Here is a 17,570-nt window from a genome sequence, read left to right on the forward strand (position 1 = left end):
TGATGTAGTCGCCATGCTCAATTTCTCCACTCTCTATCCTGTCCAACAACCCTTTTAACTGGCCGATCCGGGCGTTTGCACCACGGAATGCACTGATCCCCTTGTCGATAACGGTTTCGACCACGGGGACGCCTGTGACCTCTGTAAATGCTTGGAGTGGGGTGGTTTGACGGTCGTGGCTGTCTCGGCCTTCTTCGCCTTGCGAGGCGGTTGACCATCTGACGTATGCGTATGCCTTGGGCATTGAATCGGCTCCGGGTAGGTTCTATCTCATTTTATTAGAAAATAGCTTACCGTGGTCGGCGGGTAATCTGGACAGCATTGATGTGGTGCGTGGCGCCGGTTCGGTGCGTTACGGGCCGCAGAACGTGGGCGGTGTGATCAACTTTGTGACTCGCGCCATTCCCGAGACGTTCCAGGGTGAAGTCGGCACCACGCTTGAAACCTCCGAGCGCGGCGGTTGGAAGCACATGGAAACGGCCTTTTTGGGCGGCACGGCAGACAACGGCATCGGTGCCGCGCTGTTGTACTCCGGCGTCAAGGGCGATGGTTACCGCGCGCGCAATAATGACAACGACATTGACGACGTGTTGCTCAAAACCCACTGGGCCCCGACCGATCAAGACGATTTCAGCCTCAATTTTCACTATTACGATGCGACCGCTGACATGCCTGGCGGTCTGACGCACAAGCAATTTGATGCCGACCCGTATCAGTCAGTGCGCGACTATGACGGTTTCAGCGGACGGCGCAAGGACGTGTCCTTCAAGTACCTGCGCCAGATTGACGATCAGACCCAGTTTGAAGTGCTGACCTATTACACCGACAGTTTTCGTGGCAGCAACATTGCCGCGCGCAACCTTGAAACGCTGGCCTCGTATCCGCGCAACTATCACACCTACGGCATCGAACCGCGGCTGTCCCATGTGTTTACGCTGGGGCCGGTTACGCAGGAAGTCGGAGTCGGTTATCGCTACCTCAAAGAAGCCATGCATGAGCAGGCCAGCCAACTTCAGTTGGTCAACAACGTGCCCGTGGTGGGGCCAAAAGGCGACGGACATGTGTATCAGGACCGTACCGGTGGCACGGAGGCTAACTCGTTCTACATCGACGACAAAATTGATGTAGGTAACTGGACCGTGACCCCCGGCATTCGCTTTGAGCGCATCAGTACGCAATGGCACGACCGCCCGGTGTTGGACGCCAAAGGCAAGCCGGTGCAGGAAAAGAACCGCAGCATCGACAGCAACGAAGCGTTACCGGCGTTGAGCGTGATGTACCACCTCTCGGACGCCTGGAAGCTGTTTGCCAACTACGAAACCTCGTTTGGCAGCTTGCAGTATTTCCAGTTGGGGCAGGGCGGCACCGGCGATCAGACCGCCGCCGGTTTGCGACCTGAAAAAGCCAAGACCTATGAGTTGGGCACGCGCTATGACAATGGCGTGTGGGGCGGTGAAGTCACGTTGTTCTACATCGACTTTGCCGATGAACTGCAATACATCAGCAACGACATCGGCTGGACCAACCTGGGCGCGACCAAACACCAAGGGCTGGAAACCTCGATTCACTACGACTTGGCAAGCCTGGACCCGCGCCTTGACGGCTTGACCGCCAATGCAGGTTTTACCTACACCAAGGCCACTTCTGAAGGCGACATTTTGAACTTCAAAGGCCGTGACTTGCCGTTGTATTCGCGCCAGGTGGTCAACCTGGGGCTGCGTTACGCGGTCAATCGCTGGACCTACAACGTGGACATGTTTGCCCAGTCCAAGCAGCGCGCACCGGGAACGGGCGGAGTGTACATCACTGAGCCGACCGCAGACGGCCAGTACGGCGACATTCATGGTTATGCAACGTGGACCACGCGCGTGGGCTATGACTTCGGGCCAGAAGCGTCAAACCTGAAAGTCGGAGCGGGGATCAAAAACCTGTTCAACCAGGAGTACTTCACCCGTTCCAGCGACAACAACTCAGGGTTGTACCTGGGTGAACCGCGTACGTTCTTCGTGCAGGCCAGCGTCGGTTTTTAACCCGCCGAGTGCCGGGTAGCGCAGGCGCTGACCAGCCGTGCGCGGTAGCGATCGTCAGCGCCTACGGGGGATGTGCAGTTAAACCCGCAAAATGCGTCCGCTGATGGCCACGGCCATCAGCAGGGCGGTGATCAACAGGAACGCGGCACTCAAGCTGCTGGCATGCGCGATAAAGCCGATAGCGGCCGGGCCTGCCAGAATGCCTGCGTAACCCAGGGTCGTGATGGCTGGCACGGCAATGTGCTCGGGCATCACGGTTTGCTTGCCCACGGCGGAGTACAGCACCGGCACAATGTTTGAGCATCCCGCCCCGACCAGTGCATAACCGAGCAGCGCCACTTCCCAGCCCGGCGCCAGCGTGGCCAGCCCCATCCCCAGCGCGGCGAATAATCCGCCCATCACAATCACGCGTGTCGGCCCCAGGCGCTTGACCACAGTGTCACCGAACAAGCGCCCGGCAGTCATGGTCAAGGCAAACGCCGCGTAGCCAAGCCCGGCATAGGCATCACCCATGCTTTTTTCAGTGGTTAAAAACACCGCGCTCCAGTCGAGCATCGCGCCTTCGGCCAAAAACACGATAAAGCACAGTGCACCGATAAACAGCACCACGCCGTGGGGGATGGCAAAGGCCGGGCCGCTGCTTTCACTGCCATAAGGCAGCAGGTGCGGGGCGGCTTTGGCCAGTGCGCCGAGGATGAGCACAATCACCACTGCAATCGCCCACAGTGGCGACAAACCCAGCGCGAGCAAAGCGCTGACCCCCGCAGCACCGGCAATCCCGCCGACACTGAACAGGCCATGAAAGCCCGACATCATGTTGCGCCCACTGGCGCGCTCGACGATGACGGCTTGCAGGTTGACCGTGGAGTCGACCCCGCCCAGCCCGGCACCAAAAATAAACAGCGTGGCAATCAATAAGGGAATACTGCTGGCGGTGGCCAGCAGCGGCAAGGCCAGACAAATCAGCAGCGTGCCGCCAATGGTGACTTTGCGACAGCCAAACCGCGTGGCCAGCAGGCCCGCAATCGGCATCGCCAGAATCGAGCCTGCGCCTAGGCACAACAGCAACAGCCCAAGCGTGGCCTCATCCAGCCCGGCACGGGCTTTGGCATAAGGCACCAACGGTGCCCAGGCGGCCAGACCGAACCCGGCAATAAAGAAGGCAATGCGGGTCGAGCTCTGTTCGAGCCGGCCCGGCACAAAGGGCTTTTGGGTGTTGGCGGCAGTCATGGGCTTCCTTGTCGTTCGAGGGTGCTGTACGCGGTGATGTTCGAAGAGAATGTGCGGGGGGGAGACTCTCTGTAGTCGCTGCCGCAGGCTGCGATGGACAGTATCGCAGCCTGCGGCAGCGACTACAGATCAAGGGTTAAACCTGTAACAAGCGCTCGCGCAGTTTGCCAATTTCGTCGCGCATTTGTGCCGCCGCTTCGAACTCCAGATCGCGGGCCAGTGCGTACATCTTTTCTTCCAGCTGGCGAATGCGTTTGCTGATTTCGCTCGGTGAACGCAGTTCGTTTTCGTACTTGGCGTTTTCTTCGGCGGCCTTGGCCATGCCTTTGCGCTTCTTGCTGCGCGAACCCGGCACGGTGGCGCCTTCCATAATGTCGGCCACGTCCTTGAACACGCCTTTTGGCGTAATGCCATTGGCCAGGTTGAAGGCGATCTGTTTTTCCCGGCGTCGTTCGGTTTCGCCGATTGCGCGTTCCATCGACCCGGTGATGCGGTCCGCGTACAAAATCGCCCGGCCATTGAGGTTACGTGCGGCTCGGCCAATGGTCTGGATCAGTGAGCGTTCGGAGCGCAAGAAACCTTCCTTGTCAGCGTCAAGAATGGCTACCAGTGACACTTCTGGCATGTCCAGACCTTCGCGCAGCAAGTTGATGCCCACCAGCACGTCAAACACCCCCAGGCGCAAGTCGCGGATGATTTCGACCCGCTCCACGGTGTCGATGTCGGAGTGCAGATAGCGCACGCGCACGCCGTGGTCGGCCAGGTAATCGCTCAGGTCTTCAGACATGCGTTTGGTCAAGGTGGTGACCAATACCCGCTCGCCCAGCGCGACACGTTTACCGATCTCTGACAGCAGGTCGTCGACTTGGGTCAGCGCCGGACGGATTTCAATTTGCGGGTCTACCAGGCCGGTGGGGCGCACCACTTGTTCAACCACCCGACCCGCGTGCTCGGCCTCGTAGTTGCCGGGGGTGGCGGAGACGAAAATGGTTTGCGGGCTGATGCGTTCCCATTCGTCGAAACGCATGGGCCGGTTATCCAGCGCCGAAGGCAGGCGGAAGCCGTATTCCACCAACGTTTCCTTGCGTGAACGGTCGCCTTTATACATCGCACCGACTTGCGGCACGCTGACGTGGGATTCATCAATCACCAGCAGCGCATCGGCCGGCAGGTAGTCAAACAGGGTGGGCGGTGCGGCACCCGAGTCGCGGCCCGAGAGGTAGCGCGAGTAGTTTTCGATGCCGTTGCAGTAGCCCAGCTCCATGATCATTTCCAGATCGAAGCGGGTGCGCTGCTCCAGTCGTTGGGCTTCCACCAGTTTGTTGTTGGCGCGCAGGTAATCGAGGCGCTCCTTGAGTTCCACCTTGATGCCCTCCACCGCATCGAGCAGGGTTTCGCGCGGTGTGACGTAGTGGCTCTTGGGGTAGAAGGTGAAGCGTGGCATTTTGCGAATCACTTCGCCGGTCAGCGGGTCGAACGCACTGATGCTTTCGACTTCATCGTCGAACAGTTCGATGCGCACGGCTTCCAGGTCGGACTCGGCCGGATAGATGTCGATCACGTCGCCGCGTACACGGAAGGTGGCGCGGGCAAAATCCATGTCGTTACGGGTGTATTGCAGGTCAGCCAAACGGCGCAGCAATTCACGCTGGTCGAGTTTGTCGCCGCGATCGATGTGCAACACCATCTTTAAATACGTTTCGGGGCTGCCCAAGCCGTAGATGCACGACACCGTGGTGACGATGATCGCGTCTTTGCGCTCCAGCAGCGCTTTGGTCGCCGAAAGTCGCATCTGCTCAATATGGTCGTTGATCGACGCATCCTTCTCGATGAACGTATCGGAGGAGGGCACATAGGCTTCGGGCTGGTAGTAGTCGTAATAGGAGACGAAGTATTCGACCGCGTTATTGGGAAAGAACGACTTGAACTCGCCATACAGCTGCGCGGCCAGGGTTTTGTTTGGCGCGAGCACCAATGTGGGACGGTTTACGTGCGCGATCACATTGGCAATGCTGAAGGTCTTGCCCGACCCGGTTACCCCGAGCAGGGTCTGGTGCGACAAACCGGCCTCGATGCCTTCGATCAATTGGCGAATGGCTTCGGGTTGGTCGCCTGCCGGCTCAAAGCGGGTAACGAGCTGAAAATCGGACATATCTGACCTCTGGTTGCGCGTCTATAAAGGCATGGACCTCAGAGTCGCGAGAAAGACTGCACACGACGCAAGCCGCAGGAAAAAACAGGATACGGGTAAATATGGTGCTGGTGGCCGACTGTTTCAAGGCGTGCGTCTGACGCGGCTATTTGGATCAAGATTGCAATTAGACCAGTGGCCGGTAAATAAACTGAAATACTTGGGCAAATCCGGGAATCGGCTGTTGCCCGAATCCTGATCGCGCTTATACTTGCTCCCCGTTTGTGCACCGCTCTAGTGCAATCGGCTGGAGCGTTGTCACCCCCTCCATTCCTTATTCAGAGCCGCCGTAATAATGAGCCTGTTCTCCGCTGTCGAAATGGCACCCCGCGATCCTATCCTGGGCCTCAACGAAGCATTCAACGCCGATACCCGTACCAGCAAAGTGAATCTGGGGGTCGGTGTTTACTGCAACGAAGAGGGACGAATTCCGCTCTTGCGTGCCGTTATTGAAGCCGAGACGATTCGCGTTGCCCAGCATGCCTCGCGCGGTTACTTGCCCATTGATGGCATTGCGGCTTACGACCAGGCGGTTCAAACGCTGCTGTTTGGCGCCGAGTCGCCTTTACTGGCTGCTGGCCGTGTCATCACCACCCAAGCGGTTGGCGGCACCGGCGCGCTGAAAATCGGCGCAGACTTCCTCAAGCAACTGCAACCCGGTGCTGTGGTCGCGATCAGCGATCCAAGCTGGGAAAACCATCGCGCCCTGTTTGAAACCGCAGGCTTCCCGGTCCACAACTATCGTTATTACGATGCCGCGACCCACGATGTAAATCGTGCGGGCATGCTCGAAGACCTGAACGCGTTGCCAGCCGGTTCTATCGTTGTGCTGCACGCCTGCTGCCACAACCCGACCGGCGTTGACCTGACCCCGGCCGACTGGCAGAACGTACTGGACGTGGTAAAGGCCAAAGGGCTGATCCCGTTCCTGGACATGGCATATCAGGGCTTTGGCGATGGCATCGCAGAAGACGCCTCGGCCGTGCGTCTGTTTGCCGAATCGGGCTTGAGCTTCTTTGTATCCAGCTCGTTCTCCAAGTCGTTCTCGCTGTACGGCGAGCGTGTGGGTGCACTGTCGATCATCACGCAATCGAAAGACGAGAGCGCGCGCGTGCTGTCTCAGGTCAAGCGTGTGATCCGCACCAACTATTCCAACCCGCCCACTCACGGCGCAAGCATTGTGGCCGCGGTGCTCAACAGCCCGCAATTGCGCGCGATGTGGGAACAAGAACTGGCCGAAATGCGCCTGCGTATTCGTGGCATGCGCCTGCAAATGGTCGAGCTGCTGGCCAAAAAAGCCCCTGAGCATGATTTCAGCTTTGTAGCGCGTCAGCGCGGCATGTTCTCGTACTCGGGCCTGAGCGTTGAGCAAGTGACGCGCTTGCGTGCCGAGTTCGGTATTTACGCGCTCGACACCGGCCGAATCTGCGTGGCTTCGTTGAATCAGCGCAACATTGAAGCCGTTACCGATGCGATTGTTCAGGTCATCTGAATAATCCACAGAGAGGTCATCCAAAGTGTTGACTTCTCTTTTTATATCAGTAAGATAGACGCCATTCCGCGATAGCTCAGTTGGTAGAGCAAATGACTGTTAATCATTGGGTCCCTGGTTCGAGTCCAGGTCGTGGAGCCAGATACAAAAAAAGCCGCTAGCAATAGCGGCTTTTTTTTGCCCGCGATTTGTCGAGCGGGTGGGGTGCCTCTTCGGTTGTCTGTTCTCAAGCCTTGCTGCCGTCTGCCGATAAACCGGGCTGCGGCCCCGTGCCCAGAATAAATGGAGTGTCGCTCAGGCTTTTCTGAGCGTTAAGGAGAGCACCTTGAAACGCATAGGTTGTGTGGTTGGTTTGACCGTTCTGTTGTCAGGCTGCGGTGTTTACAGCGACGTCAAGATTTCGATGGCCCGTGATGCTTTGCGCCAGGAGTGCATGGGCAACTTCACGAACAGTTGTGTGAGTAAAACCATCGACTACAACATCATGCTGCTGGAGCAAGTCAAAGCCGGGTGGCTGGCTCAAGATGACGCCTTGGTCGAGTCGTTGGGCAAAGAGGCTGGCCCGCTCTGGACTGACCTGGTTGAGCAAAGAACCGAGCAATTGATCGACAAGCTGGAGTCGGTGCGCCCCGGGTTTTTCTCACGCTGGTTTCTGGGTGACGCCCAACCGTTTAGCGGCAAAGGCATGATGGAGTTCTCGGAGCAGGACCTTAAAGAGATGCAAGGCGCGCTGATGGCCGAGTTCGTGGCCAAGGGCAAAAAGCAGGGCCTTAGCCTGACGGAAAAAGGTGCGGCCAAGTACGCGCCAACGGCTGATGCAACTGCGCCGGTAATCGCTGCGCCCACCGTTGCCGCACCTGTCGCCGGTCAGGTCGATCATGTGCTGCAAATGGCAATCGAGGAGCTGACCTCTACGCTCACCACTCAGGACGGTGGCGCTGAGTACACCGAAGGTCGCCAGGTGATTTACATGGACCTCAATGGCGACGGCCAGCCGGATGCGGTGGTGCTGTTTACGATTGAGGGGCAAGGTGGCGGCAATGGCTCTTTCCAGAGCCTGGCGGGTTTTTACCACTCGGGTGCGGGCTGGGAGTATCAGGGGCATTCGGCAGTGTCAGGCGCTGCGACCGATATCACGCCGGGTGGTGTGCAGCGTGTCTCTGTAACGACACTGAGCAGTGGGCCGGATGACCCTCGTTGCTGCCCGAGCATTGAAACCGTTGAAAGTTACAGCTGGAATGGGCGTGGTTTTGAACTGAAGCAAGGTTAAAACACGGCCCGACCTAAACGCCGCCAAATCCACAGGGTTTGGCGGCTTTTTTTTGAACTGGGCAGTCAGTCGCTTACTGGGCTGGCGTGTCTTGCAGTGCTTTTTGCAATTGCTCAGCGCTGGTGAAGGTGTGTTGTGACACCACTGTGCTGCCTTGCAGTTGCAGCCACAGCACTTGGTCTTCTGCGCCGGGGTACTGAGCGGCAATGCTGCCATCACGGTCCAGCACTACGCGGTAGGTGTATTTTTGCATGGCTGGAATGGCAAACCATTTGCCGATCAACGAAGGCATGCCATGCACATCGGCCAGAAACACCGCATTGCGCGCTTCCAGATAGCCTTTGGGTTGGTCTTTGAGCGCCGCTTTGACCAGCTTGGCGCCATCCATGTTGCGCGCCACCAGCAGAATGCGGGTTTGCTCGTTCAGGGTGTAGGGCTGATCGTATTGGTCGTTCAGCGTCCAGGGCGTCAACGACTCACCGATGTCAGCTGCCTGGGCCAGCATGGAGAGCGCGCTTAGCAGCAGCACAAATACAATTTTCACCGTTCAATCCCTCTGTTCATCAATGTTGACTCAGATCGCTAACGGCCGATGGCCATGAGTCGCAGCGCGGCATGTTAGCCCGCAAGCCCGCGCAGTAGAACCTGAGACTCGGTCGTGTTGTGTCTAATGTGTGACAAAGAGTGAGAGCTTGCCTGATGGCTTTGTCGGGCAGTTTTTTTGTGCCTGACTTATCATCGTCGGCGATTCAACGATTAATGGCAGTAATCAGGGTAAAGGCGTTATGACTGACTGGCTTCAACACGATGGCGCAATGGTTGGGCGAATCAGACAGTATGATTGGGCCAGCACGCCGCTTGGCCCGCTGGCTGATTGGCCGGACGTGTTGAAAACCAGCGTGGCATTGATGTTGGCCTCACATTTTCCGCAGTCAATTGTGTGGGGCGAGGATTTAATCACCCTCTACAACGATGCTTTTGTGCCCATTCTTGGGAGTAAGCCTGAGGCGCTGGGCCGACCGTTCAATGAGGTCTGGAAAGAAGCCTGGAGTGAAATCAGCGCAATCGCCGACGCTGCATTTGCCGGTGAAGCGACGTATATCGAAAACTTCTCGCTGATGATTGAGCGCAGCCAGCAGCCTGAGCGGGCGTATTTCACCTTTTGCTACAGCCCGATCCGCGACTCGCATGGCGCGGTCGTCGGCATGCTGGATACGGTGACCGAAACCACTGCCACTGTGTATATGACGCAGCGTCTGGCTGTACTGGACGGCATTGGCCATGCGGTGGCCAACGCCACAGATGCGCAGGAGATCCTGGCCACGACCATGCAGATGCTGGCGCAGCATTTACACGTCACGCACTGTGCGTATGCCGAAATGGAAGCGGACCAGGATGCCTTCTTTATTCGCGACAACTGGCTGTCAGAGGGCGCCACGACCATCGTCGGCCAGTACAGTCTGGCTGATTTTGGTCAGCAGGCCGCCTCTCAATTGCAGGCGGGTAAGCCGCTGGTCATCAATGACGTGGTGAAAGAGTTTTCGGCGCAAGATGCTGCCAGTTTTACCGCGCTGGGCGTGAAAGCGACGATCTGTTTGCCTTTAATCAAGGGTGGGCGCTTAACCGCTTTAATGGCCATTCATGATCGGTCACCCCGTCAGTGGTCAGCCCATGAGTTGGCGTTGTTGCGTGAGGTGACGGAGCGTTCGTGGGCGCATATCGAGCGCGCCAGGGCTGACGCTTCGGTGCGCGAGGGGTTGCTTGAGCTGGCGCAGCTCAATACCACACTGGAGGAGCGGGTGCAGGAGCGCAGCGCGCGTTTGCTCCAGATCGAAGCGGCCCTGCATCAGTCGCAAAAGCTTGAAGCGATCGGTCAGCTCACCGGAGGCGTGGCTCACGACTTCAATAACCTGTTGACGATCATTCGCTCCTCTGTGGATTTTCTACGCATGCCGCACCTCTCGGATGAGCGCCGGGCGCGCTACGTAAATGCGGTGTCTGACACGGTTGAGCGCGCCAGTAAGCTGACCAGTCAGCTATTGGCGTTTGCCCGTCGCCAGCCGCTGAACCCGCAGGTGTTTGATGCCGGTCAGCGTATCCAGAACATCGGCGACATACTGGACACCATGACCGGCGCGCGGATCAAGGTGGTGGTCGACTTGCCGCAAGGGGCCTGTTACATCCGCGCGGACGGCAGTCAGTTTGAAACGGCGCTGATCAATATGGCGCTCAACGCGCGTGATGCCATGGCGGGGCAAGGCACGTTGGTGCTTCGTCTCACCGAAAGCGCCGCATTGCCGACGATCCGCGGGCATGCAGGCTCCAACGAGCGTTTCGTGGCCATTTCATTGGCGGACACCGGCTGCGGCATGTCGAGCCGGATGCTGAGCCAAATCTTCGAGCCGTTTTTTACCACCAAAGCAGTGGGCAAGGGCACCGGGCTGGGTTTGTCGCAGGTCTTCGGGTTTGCCAAGCAATCGGGCGGCAACGTTGACGTCACGAGCGTGATCGACCAGGGCACGGTCTTTACGCTGTACCTGCCGCTGGCCGATGCAGAGGATCGCAGCGAACGTGAGCATGAGGCGGGCGCACCTGCCTTGTTGACGCATCCCGAAAACAAGCCCCGGGTGTTGATTGTTGAAGACAACCTGGAAGTGGGGCATTTCGCGAGCCAGATCTTGCAGGATCTGGGTTACGAGACGGCTTGGGCCACCCATGCCGAAGAGGCTTTGCGCATGGTCGGGCCTGATGCGATGACATTTGATGCAGTGTTTTCTGATGTGGTGATGCCCGGCATGACGGGTGTGGCGATGGCCAAGGAGCTGCGCAAGCGGCGACAGGATCTGCCGATCATTTTGGCGTCCGGTTACAGCGAAGAGCTGGCGCTGAGTGGCTACGAGGGCTTCGAGTTTTTGCCTAAACCCTACTCAATCGAACAAATTTCACGGCTTTTAGAAAAGATAACCTTCAAAGGCTGACTCCATGTTTATCGGCGCCCCAGATGTACGAAAAGTACTTCAAACTTGTAATCCCTATCTTCATCCGTTATAGCTAAAAAGGAATCCATAACCCAATAAGAGGCTAACCAAGCCCGATGCATGAGACCACACGTATCTTTGACTCTCTAGGCCTTCATCCTGCGCAACGCAGCGATGGAACAAGGCCCTCCCGTCATTCGGCGCTGCCTGTGTTAGTGACCACTTTTTGTCATTCGCTGGCCACGCGTTTTCACCTGCCACCTACTTCGTTGCGTGACGCCCTTGTAACAGGCAAACGCTGCCGCGCGGTGCCTCCACCTTCAGTTTGATCGCCTGAATTTTTACCCTGCCAGCGCCATTTTTACGGGGCTCGCATCAGGGGTTTGCGTTGTTCAGTGTTCAATTTGTTGAGGGAATTCGATGTCTATTCGTGTCGCAATCATTGGGGCCGGCCCTGCCGGACTGGCGCAGCTGCGTGCCTTTCAATCCGCCCATGAGCAAGGCGCACCCATGCCGCATGTGGTGTGCTTTGAGAAACAGGCCGATTGGGGTGGCATGTGGAATTACACGTGGCGCACCGGGGTGGATGAGCACGGCGAGCCGGTGCACGGCAGCATGTACCGCTACCTGTGGTCCAACGGCCCCAAGGAGTGTTTAGAGTTTGCGGATTACAGCTTTGATGAGCATTTTGGGCGCCCAATTTCTTCATATCCTCCTCGCGAAGTGCTATGGGACTACATTCAAGGGCGCGTCAAAAAGGCGGGTGTGCGTGATTTAATTCGTTTCAAAACGGTGGTCAAAAGCGTCACCTTTGAACCGGCTTTGCGCCAGTTCAGCCTCACGGCGCATGACTATGCCCAAGGTCTGAGCACGACTGAGACGTTCGATTACGTGATTGTCGCCAGTGGCCATTTTTCAACGCCTCAGGTGCCCGAATTTTCTGGTTTTGAGCGTTTTTCGGGGCGCATTCTGCATGCCCACGACTTTCGCGAAGCCACTGAATTCAAAGGCAAGGATTTGCTGATCGTGGGTAGCAGTTACTCGGCCGAAGACATTGGTTCGCAGTGTTACAAATACGGTGCCCGCTCCATCACCAGTACCTACCGTTCGCAGCCTATGGGCTACACATGGCCCAAGGGTTGGGAGGAGCGCCCGTTACTGCGCAAGGTTGAGGGCAACATCGCGTATTTTGCCGACGGGTCCAGCAAGCGGGTGGATGCCATCATCCTGTGCACCGGGTATCAGCACCATTTTAGCTTTTTAGCGGATGAACTGACGCTCAAAACAGGTAATCGTCTGTGGCCGCTCGGGCTGTACAAGGGAGTGATTTGGGAGCGCAACCCGCAGTTGATTTACCTGGGCATGCAGGACTTGTGGTACAGCTTCAACTTGTTCGACGCGCAGGCCTGGTTTGTGCGCGACTGCATCCTGGGCCGCATCACGTTGCCTGAAAAAACCGAGATGCAGGCTGACAGTGCGCGCTGGCGTGAGGTTGAAGAGGGGCTGCAATCCACCGCGTCGATGTACGAGTTTCAAGGTGAGTACATCAGGCACTTGATTGAGCACACGGACTATCCCGCCTTTGATATCGACGCCGTAAATCAGATATTCCTCAAATGGAAGGCTGACAAGAAGCGGGACATCATGGGCTATCGCGATAAATCCTACCGCTCTGTCATGACGGGTACGGCAGCAGTGCCGCATCACACGCGCTGGTTACAGGCATTGGATGATTCGATGCAAGAGTACCTGCGCGAAACGTCGGGCAAAGGTGACGTTAATGCGTTGCATCAGCGCTGATTTGGGCGATTGAACGACGCGCCATCTGGCGCCTTAAAGCGCCAGGCACGGTTTAACCTTTCTTTTTTTGCAGGCTTTTCAGGCGCGCGGTGGCGCGTTGTACCGCGGCCATTTTTTCAGGCCGCTTCATGCGCCGCCAGGCCCTGATGTCTGCTTTGTTGCGCCCGCAGCTGACGCACACATCGCCGCTCAACTGGCACGTGGCCACACACGGGTTTTCAATGTCCTTGGCCACGGCTTATTTTTTCCGATTGGCGCCCTTGCGCGCCATGCGTTGCGGCCAATTACCCGAGTCGGTGCGCTGGCATTCTTCTTCTGAGTCGTAATACACGTAGGTGGCCACATTGCGCACTTTGACATCGGCGTTTTTCAGCGCCTTTTCTGTCAGGTCGACCATGTAGCCGGCGGCGCCATCAGCCAGTGCGAAGTCTTTGTTGTCTTGCGTGTCGAAAACCCACACCACTTTGAAGCCGGCAGGGAAGGTTTCGTAATCGGCCGCGTGGGTCAGCCATACAAACCCTTCGATGTGCTTTTTGGCGGTTTCACAGGCTTTGGTCAGGGCTTTAATCAGGCGCTGTTCAACCTGTGACTGATTACGTTTGTTGGGCGGCATGCAGGTTCCTGTTGGCTGGCGGTGCTTGAAAGCCGGCCATCATACGCAAACATCACGCCCGGTCACGGGAAATAATGCGTTACCACTTGCCCGTGCCGTAGGCGGCCCTGGCGGTCAGCACCACCATGGTTTCGTAATACACACGGCCATTTTTCTTCGGAATTTTGTACACAGAGCACAGCAGTGCGTTGGAGGTGGGCGGTTTTTGCGCAATGATTTTGCGTTTGCGGCTGTGGTAAGTGTCGAGCGGGGCTTGTGCCATGACGTGGCTCTGGATGCCCACGACTTCATAGGGCAGTTTTTTGTTGACCGGGCCAAAGGGGGCACTTCGCCCACCGATATAAACCAGTGTGACCTTGAAGGCAGCCATACAGGCTTTGTCCAGCTCTGCACTAAGGTTCATCGGTTTGTCGGGGTATTGGGTAAACCCTTTGCGGCTGCCGACCTGTTTGTTTTGCTCGCTTAACTCGACTTCGGGCAAATGCGTTGAATGTACGCCCTGGCCTTCAAGTATGTAGCGCCGTGTAGAGGGAAACACCCAGTTCACTTCTTTGGGGGAGTGGTGCTTCACGTACGCTTTGATGTCGTCCAGTTCATACCAGCGCGACTCTACGAACACTCTGTCTTTTTCGGCGCTCGCCACTGCGCAGGTGGCGACGAACAGCAGGGGTAATACTGCGAAGGGGCCGTTGAGGCGCACAGTTCATTCCTTGAAGGGGGCAGATAAGTGGCGCAATGCTACCGCTTGCTCGCGGGTTAAAAAAGCCCTTTGCAGACACTGCAGTTGAACAGTGGGCAGACAGTTTGATGCCGCCAAAGCATCGCGCCCAAGGTCGGGGGCGTGACTGATCAGTCATTGACGTTGAATCACGCAGGCAACCCTGCGCCAAATCACGCTCGCAATCGATTCAGCCGTGACAAAAAACGCGAAAAGATGCGTTTTCGTCTCAAGGGCTACCTGAGGTAGAATGTCGCGGTTTTGAGGCTGGCCACCCCCGGATGGATAGGTTCACGCAGGTTTCTGGGAGGAAACCGCGGGGCGGTCAGATGGCAAGGGAATCGCGAAAAGGTCAGTGGGCGTGAAGGAGCTGGGCAGATTCACTCTGCTGTTGGCCGCGTTCACTGATAGCTGACACACCACATACATGTCACCCAAGTAGCTGAAGCCAATAATTAATAAGAGATCAGCACCCAAGGTACATAAACGTGAGGTCTATAGTGTGCATAGGCCTTTATCGATCTACCCGTTCCAGGCCTGAGGGCTCGATTACAGGCAGACCGCCTGTGATGAGTCGAAATCGCTCATGAACCGCGTGCCGGGTAGATGATGTTTTATCTTAGGTACTCCAACATGTTAAAAAAAATGAACAAGGGCCTATTGGGCCTTGCGCTGACCATGGGGTTAACCTCCGTGCACGCAGCCGAGACCAAACAGGTCGATGTCTTGCTGATCGGCGGCGGCATCATGAGTGCCACATTGGGCGTATGGCTCAATGAACTGGAACCCGGCACCTCGATGGAGATGATTGAACGTCTCGACGGTGTGGCGCTGGAAAGCTCCAACGGCTGGAACAACGCGGGTACAGGTCACTCGGCGCTGGCTGAACTGAACTACACCCCGGAAGACAAGAACGGCAACGTTGAAATCCCGAAAGCCATTGAAATCAATGAAGCCTTTCAGATTTCCCGTCAGTTCTGGTCCTGGCAGGTCAAGAACGGTGTTCTGAAGAACCCGCGTTCGTTCATCAACTCCACACCGCACATGAGCTTTGTGTGGGGCGATGACAACATCAAGTTCCTGAAGAAGCGCTACGAAGCACTGCAGGCCAGCCCATTGTTCGCTGGTATGCAGTACTCCGAAGACCCGGTTCAGATCAAGAAGTGGGTACCGCTGATGATGGAAGGGCGTGACCCGAACCAGAAAATCGCAGCCACCTGGTCGCCGATCGGCACTGACGTGAACTTCGGCGAAATCACACGCCAGTTCGCCGCTCATTTGCAGGCACAGCCTAACTTTTCGTTGAAGCTGTCGAGCGAAGTCAAAGACATCAAGCGCAACGAAGATGGCAGCTGGCGCGTGGTGTACAAAAACCTCAAAGACGGTACTGAGTCCCAGACCGACGCCAAGTTCGTGTTCATCGGCGCGGGCGGCGGTGCACTGCACTTGCTGCAAAAGTCCGGCATTCCTGAAGCTCAGGAATATGCAGGCTTCCCGGTGGGTGGTTCGTTCCTGGTGACCGATAACCCGACGGTGGCCCAGCAACACTTGGCCAAAGCGTACGGTAAGGCTTCGGTTGGCGCGCCACCGATGTCGGTGCCACACCTGGACACCCGTGTGCTGGATGGCAAGCGCGTGATCCTGTTTGGCCCATTCGCGACTTTCTCGACCAAGTTCTTGAAAGAAGGCTCCTACTTCGACCTGCTGACCAGCACCACCACGCACAACTTCTGGCCAATGACCAAAGTCGGTATCGAACAATACCCGCTGGTTGAGTACCTGGCCGGTCAGCTGATGCTGTCGGACGAAGACCGTTTCAACGCCCTGAAAGAATACTTCCCGAATGCCAAGTCTGAAGACTGGCGCCTGTGGCAAGCCGGTCAGCGCGTACAGATCATCAAGCGTGACGAAGAGAAAGGCGGCGTGCTGAAACTGGGCACCGAGATCGTCAGCGCCAAAGATGGCAGCATTGCCGGCCTGTTGGGCGCTTCGCCTGGTGCATCCACCGCGGCACCGATCATGCTGACCGTGCTGGAAACCGTGTTCAAGGACAAGGTTGCCACACCTGAATGGCAAGCCAAGCTGCACCAGATCGTGCCGAGCTACGGCACCAAGCTGAACGGCTCGCCAGAGCGCGTTGCACAGGAATGGGCCTACACGGCCGAAACCCTGCAACTGACGCCGCCACCGGCTATTCCGGCGGCAACCGCAGCACCACAAGCACCTGCTCAAGCGCCGGCTACACCTGCGCCAAGCAACCCAGCGGCTGACATGGCCCTGTAAAAAAGCAGCCCCGCCCAACGATGTTGGGCGGGGCTACTGTTTTCGTTACGCCCTCGCTACACCTTCTCTTCTTTTGACCGTGCGCCCACTCACTGCGTACCGAACACGGCCGTCCAGTAAATGGCGGCATCACTTTTAGGGTCGACGGCATAGGCCGCACCCAGCTCACGAAATTGCGCGTTCATCAGGTTCGCACAATGGCCGGGGCTGGCCAGCCAACCCTCTACGACCTTGTTCGGGGTGTCTTGCCCGGCGGCAATGTTTTCACCGATCTGCTGACCGATAAAGCCCGCTAGCTCAGCGCGATCACCGGGTGTGCCGCCATTACGATCCTTGTGATCAAGGTAATTGTTATTGGCCATGTCTCGTGAGTGAGATTGGGCAGCGGTTGCCAGTGTGGCATTCCAGGTTAATGCCTCAGCGGCGGTAAATGCTTGGGTGCCGCATTGACGAGGCTGAGTGCGTGCGGTGTTGATCAGGTCCAGTACCTTTTGCCCTTCGACCTGCCAATCGCCCAGGCGAGCGGTCAGCAATGGGCGCGCCAGCACAATTCTCCATTCCCGCTGATCGCGGCTGATACCGATGTCGACAAATTGCGGGTCGAGCACCACTTTGCAGAAGCTCTCTTGCACGGCTTTCATTGCGGCCTGAGCATCTCTGGGGCCAGACAGGCTGATGGCCTGCACGTTGACCAACGGATATGCAGCGCGGCTCAGGGCTTGTTGCAGGTCGCCAAAACTGTTGGAGGGCAGGATCAGGCGTGGATCAACGGCGAGCGGTGGTAACTCCAGAGACACCTGGCCCGCGCAATTCTGACTTTGACTGCGATACGTATTGATCAACTCGGCCAGCTGCGACGTTTCACTGGCCATAGCCGGGACGGCCAGCCCCAGCCCCAGAGTGAGTACTGCCAAACGGGTAAGTGTGAAGTGAACGCGCATGAGCAATGCCTCTGAACGGAATGC

At 57.3% G+C, this 17,570-nt stretch carries 13 protein-coding genes, 1 tRNA gene and 1 pseudogene; 7 read left to right on the plus strand and 8 right to left on the minus strand.

The window, feature by feature from the left end; all coding sequences use genetic code 11:
- Positions 1-244, minus strand: a 244-nt coding sequence (locus TU86_RS16235; RefSeq protein ID WP_048365350.1) for a recombinase family protein, incomplete at its 3' end; no start/stop codon positions are given.
- 46 nt (positions 245-290) lie between these two features.
- Here TU86_RS16235 and TU86_RS16240 point away from each other — a divergent pair.
- A pseudogene (locus TU86_RS16240) lies at positions 291-2,030 on the plus strand (TonB-dependent receptor family protein); the annotation flags it as partial.
- 78 nt (positions 2,031-2,108) lie between these two features.
- On the opposite strand, the gene TU86_RS16245 reads toward TU86_RS16240, so the two are convergent.
- Positions 2,109-3,260: an MFS transporter gene (locus TU86_RS16245; protein ID WP_048365351.1), complete on the minus strand. Its 1,152-nt coding sequence runs from the start codon at positions 3,258-3,260 to the stop codon at positions 2,109-2,111.
- A 136-nt stretch (positions 3,261-3,396) separates the two neighbouring features.
- Positions 3,397-5,412 carry an excinuclease ABC subunit UvrB gene (gene uvrB, locus TU86_RS16250; protein WP_048365352.1) on the minus strand — a complete coding sequence of 672 codons (2,016 nt, stop codon included), beginning with the start codon at positions 5,410-5,412 and terminating at the stop codon, positions 3,397-3,399.
- A 334-nt stretch (positions 5,413-5,746) separates the two neighbouring features.
- On the opposite strand from uvrB, the gene TU86_RS16255 reads away from it, so the two are divergent.
- The 3 genes from TU86_RS16255 (at position 5,747) to TU86_RS16265 (ending at position 8,213) form a co-directional block, all read left to right on the plus strand.
- The gene (locus TU86_RS16255; RefSeq protein WP_048365353.1) at positions 5,747-6,943 is read left to right on the plus strand and encodes an amino acid aminotransferase; all 1,197 of its coding nucleotides are present in this window, start codon (positions 5,747-5,749) and stop codon (positions 6,941-6,943) included.
- 65 nt (positions 6,944-7,008) lie between these two features.
- Positions 7,009-7,084, plus strand: a tRNA-Asn gene (locus TU86_RS16260).
- Between the two features lie 184 nt (positions 7,085-7,268).
- A complete protein-coding gene (locus TU86_RS16265; protein WP_048365354.1) occupies positions 7,269-8,213 on the plus strand; it encodes a hypothetical protein in 945 nt (314 codons plus the stop codon).
- Positions 8,214-8,286: 73 nt separating this feature from the next.
- Here the strand turns inward: TU86_RS16265 and TU86_RS16270 are convergent, their stop codons facing one another.
- Positions 8,287-8,757 carry a hypothetical protein gene (locus TU86_RS16270; protein ID WP_048365355.1) on the minus strand — a complete coding sequence of 157 codons (471 nt, stop codon included), beginning with the start codon at positions 8,755-8,757 and terminating at the stop codon, positions 8,287-8,289.
- Positions 8,758-8,998: 241 nt separating this feature from the next.
- Between TU86_RS16270 and TU86_RS16275 the strand changes: the two genes are divergently transcribed.
- A complete protein-coding gene (locus TU86_RS16275) occupies positions 8,999-11,191 on the plus strand; it encodes a GAF domain-containing protein (protein WP_048365356.1) in 2,193 nt (730 codons plus the stop codon).
- Between the two features lie 420 nt (positions 11,192-11,611).
- On the plus strand, positions 11,612-12,991 hold the full coding sequence (locus TU86_RS16280) for an NAD(P)-binding domain-containing protein (protein WP_048365357.1): 1,380 nt from the start codon (positions 11,612-11,614) through the stop codon (positions 12,989-12,991).
- 52 nt (positions 12,992-13,043) lie between these two features.
- On the opposite strand, the gene TU86_RS16285 is transcribed toward TU86_RS16280, so the two are convergent.
- The 3 genes from TU86_RS16285 to TU86_RS16295 all read right to left on the minus strand — a co-directional run bounded on the left by TU86_RS16285 (position 13,044) and on the right by TU86_RS16295 (position 14,304).
- Entirely contained in the window at positions 13,044-13,226 is a 183-nt protein-coding gene (locus TU86_RS16285) for a DUF1289 domain-containing protein (RefSeq protein WP_048365358.1), read from the minus strand.
- Between the two features lie 3 nt (positions 13,227-13,229).
- On the minus strand, positions 13,230-13,604 hold the full coding sequence (locus tag TU86_RS16290; protein ID WP_048365359.1) for a hypothetical protein: 375 nt from the start codon (positions 13,602-13,604) through the stop codon (positions 13,230-13,232).
- A 79-nt stretch (positions 13,605-13,683) separates the two neighbouring features.
- The gene (locus TU86_RS16295) at positions 13,684-14,304 is read right to left on the minus strand and encodes a hypothetical protein (RefSeq protein WP_048365360.1); all 621 of its coding nucleotides are present in this window, start codon (positions 14,302-14,304) and stop codon (positions 13,684-13,686) included.
- 651 nt (positions 14,305-14,955) lie between these two features.
- Between TU86_RS16295 and mqo the strand changes: the two genes are divergently transcribed.
- The gene (mqo, locus tag TU86_RS16300; protein WP_048365361.1) at positions 14,956-16,605 is read left to right on the plus strand and encodes a malate dehydrogenase (quinone); all 1,650 of its coding nucleotides are present in this window, start codon (positions 14,956-14,958) and stop codon (positions 16,603-16,605) included.
- An 89-nt stretch (positions 16,606-16,694) separates the two neighbouring features.
- On the opposite strand, the gene TU86_RS16305 is transcribed toward mqo, so the two are convergent.
- Complete coding sequence (locus TU86_RS16305) at positions 16,695-17,546, minus strand: CAP domain-containing protein (protein WP_048365362.1); 852 nt, start codon at positions 17,544-17,546, stop codon at positions 16,695-16,697.
- Positions 17,547-17,570 lie beyond the last annotated feature (24 nt).

It is taken from the genome of Pseudomonas weihenstephanensis (assembly GCF_001043055.1).
Lineage (GTDB): Bacteria > Pseudomonadota > Gammaproteobacteria > Pseudomonadales > Pseudomonadaceae > Aquipseudomonas > Aquipseudomonas weihenstephanensis.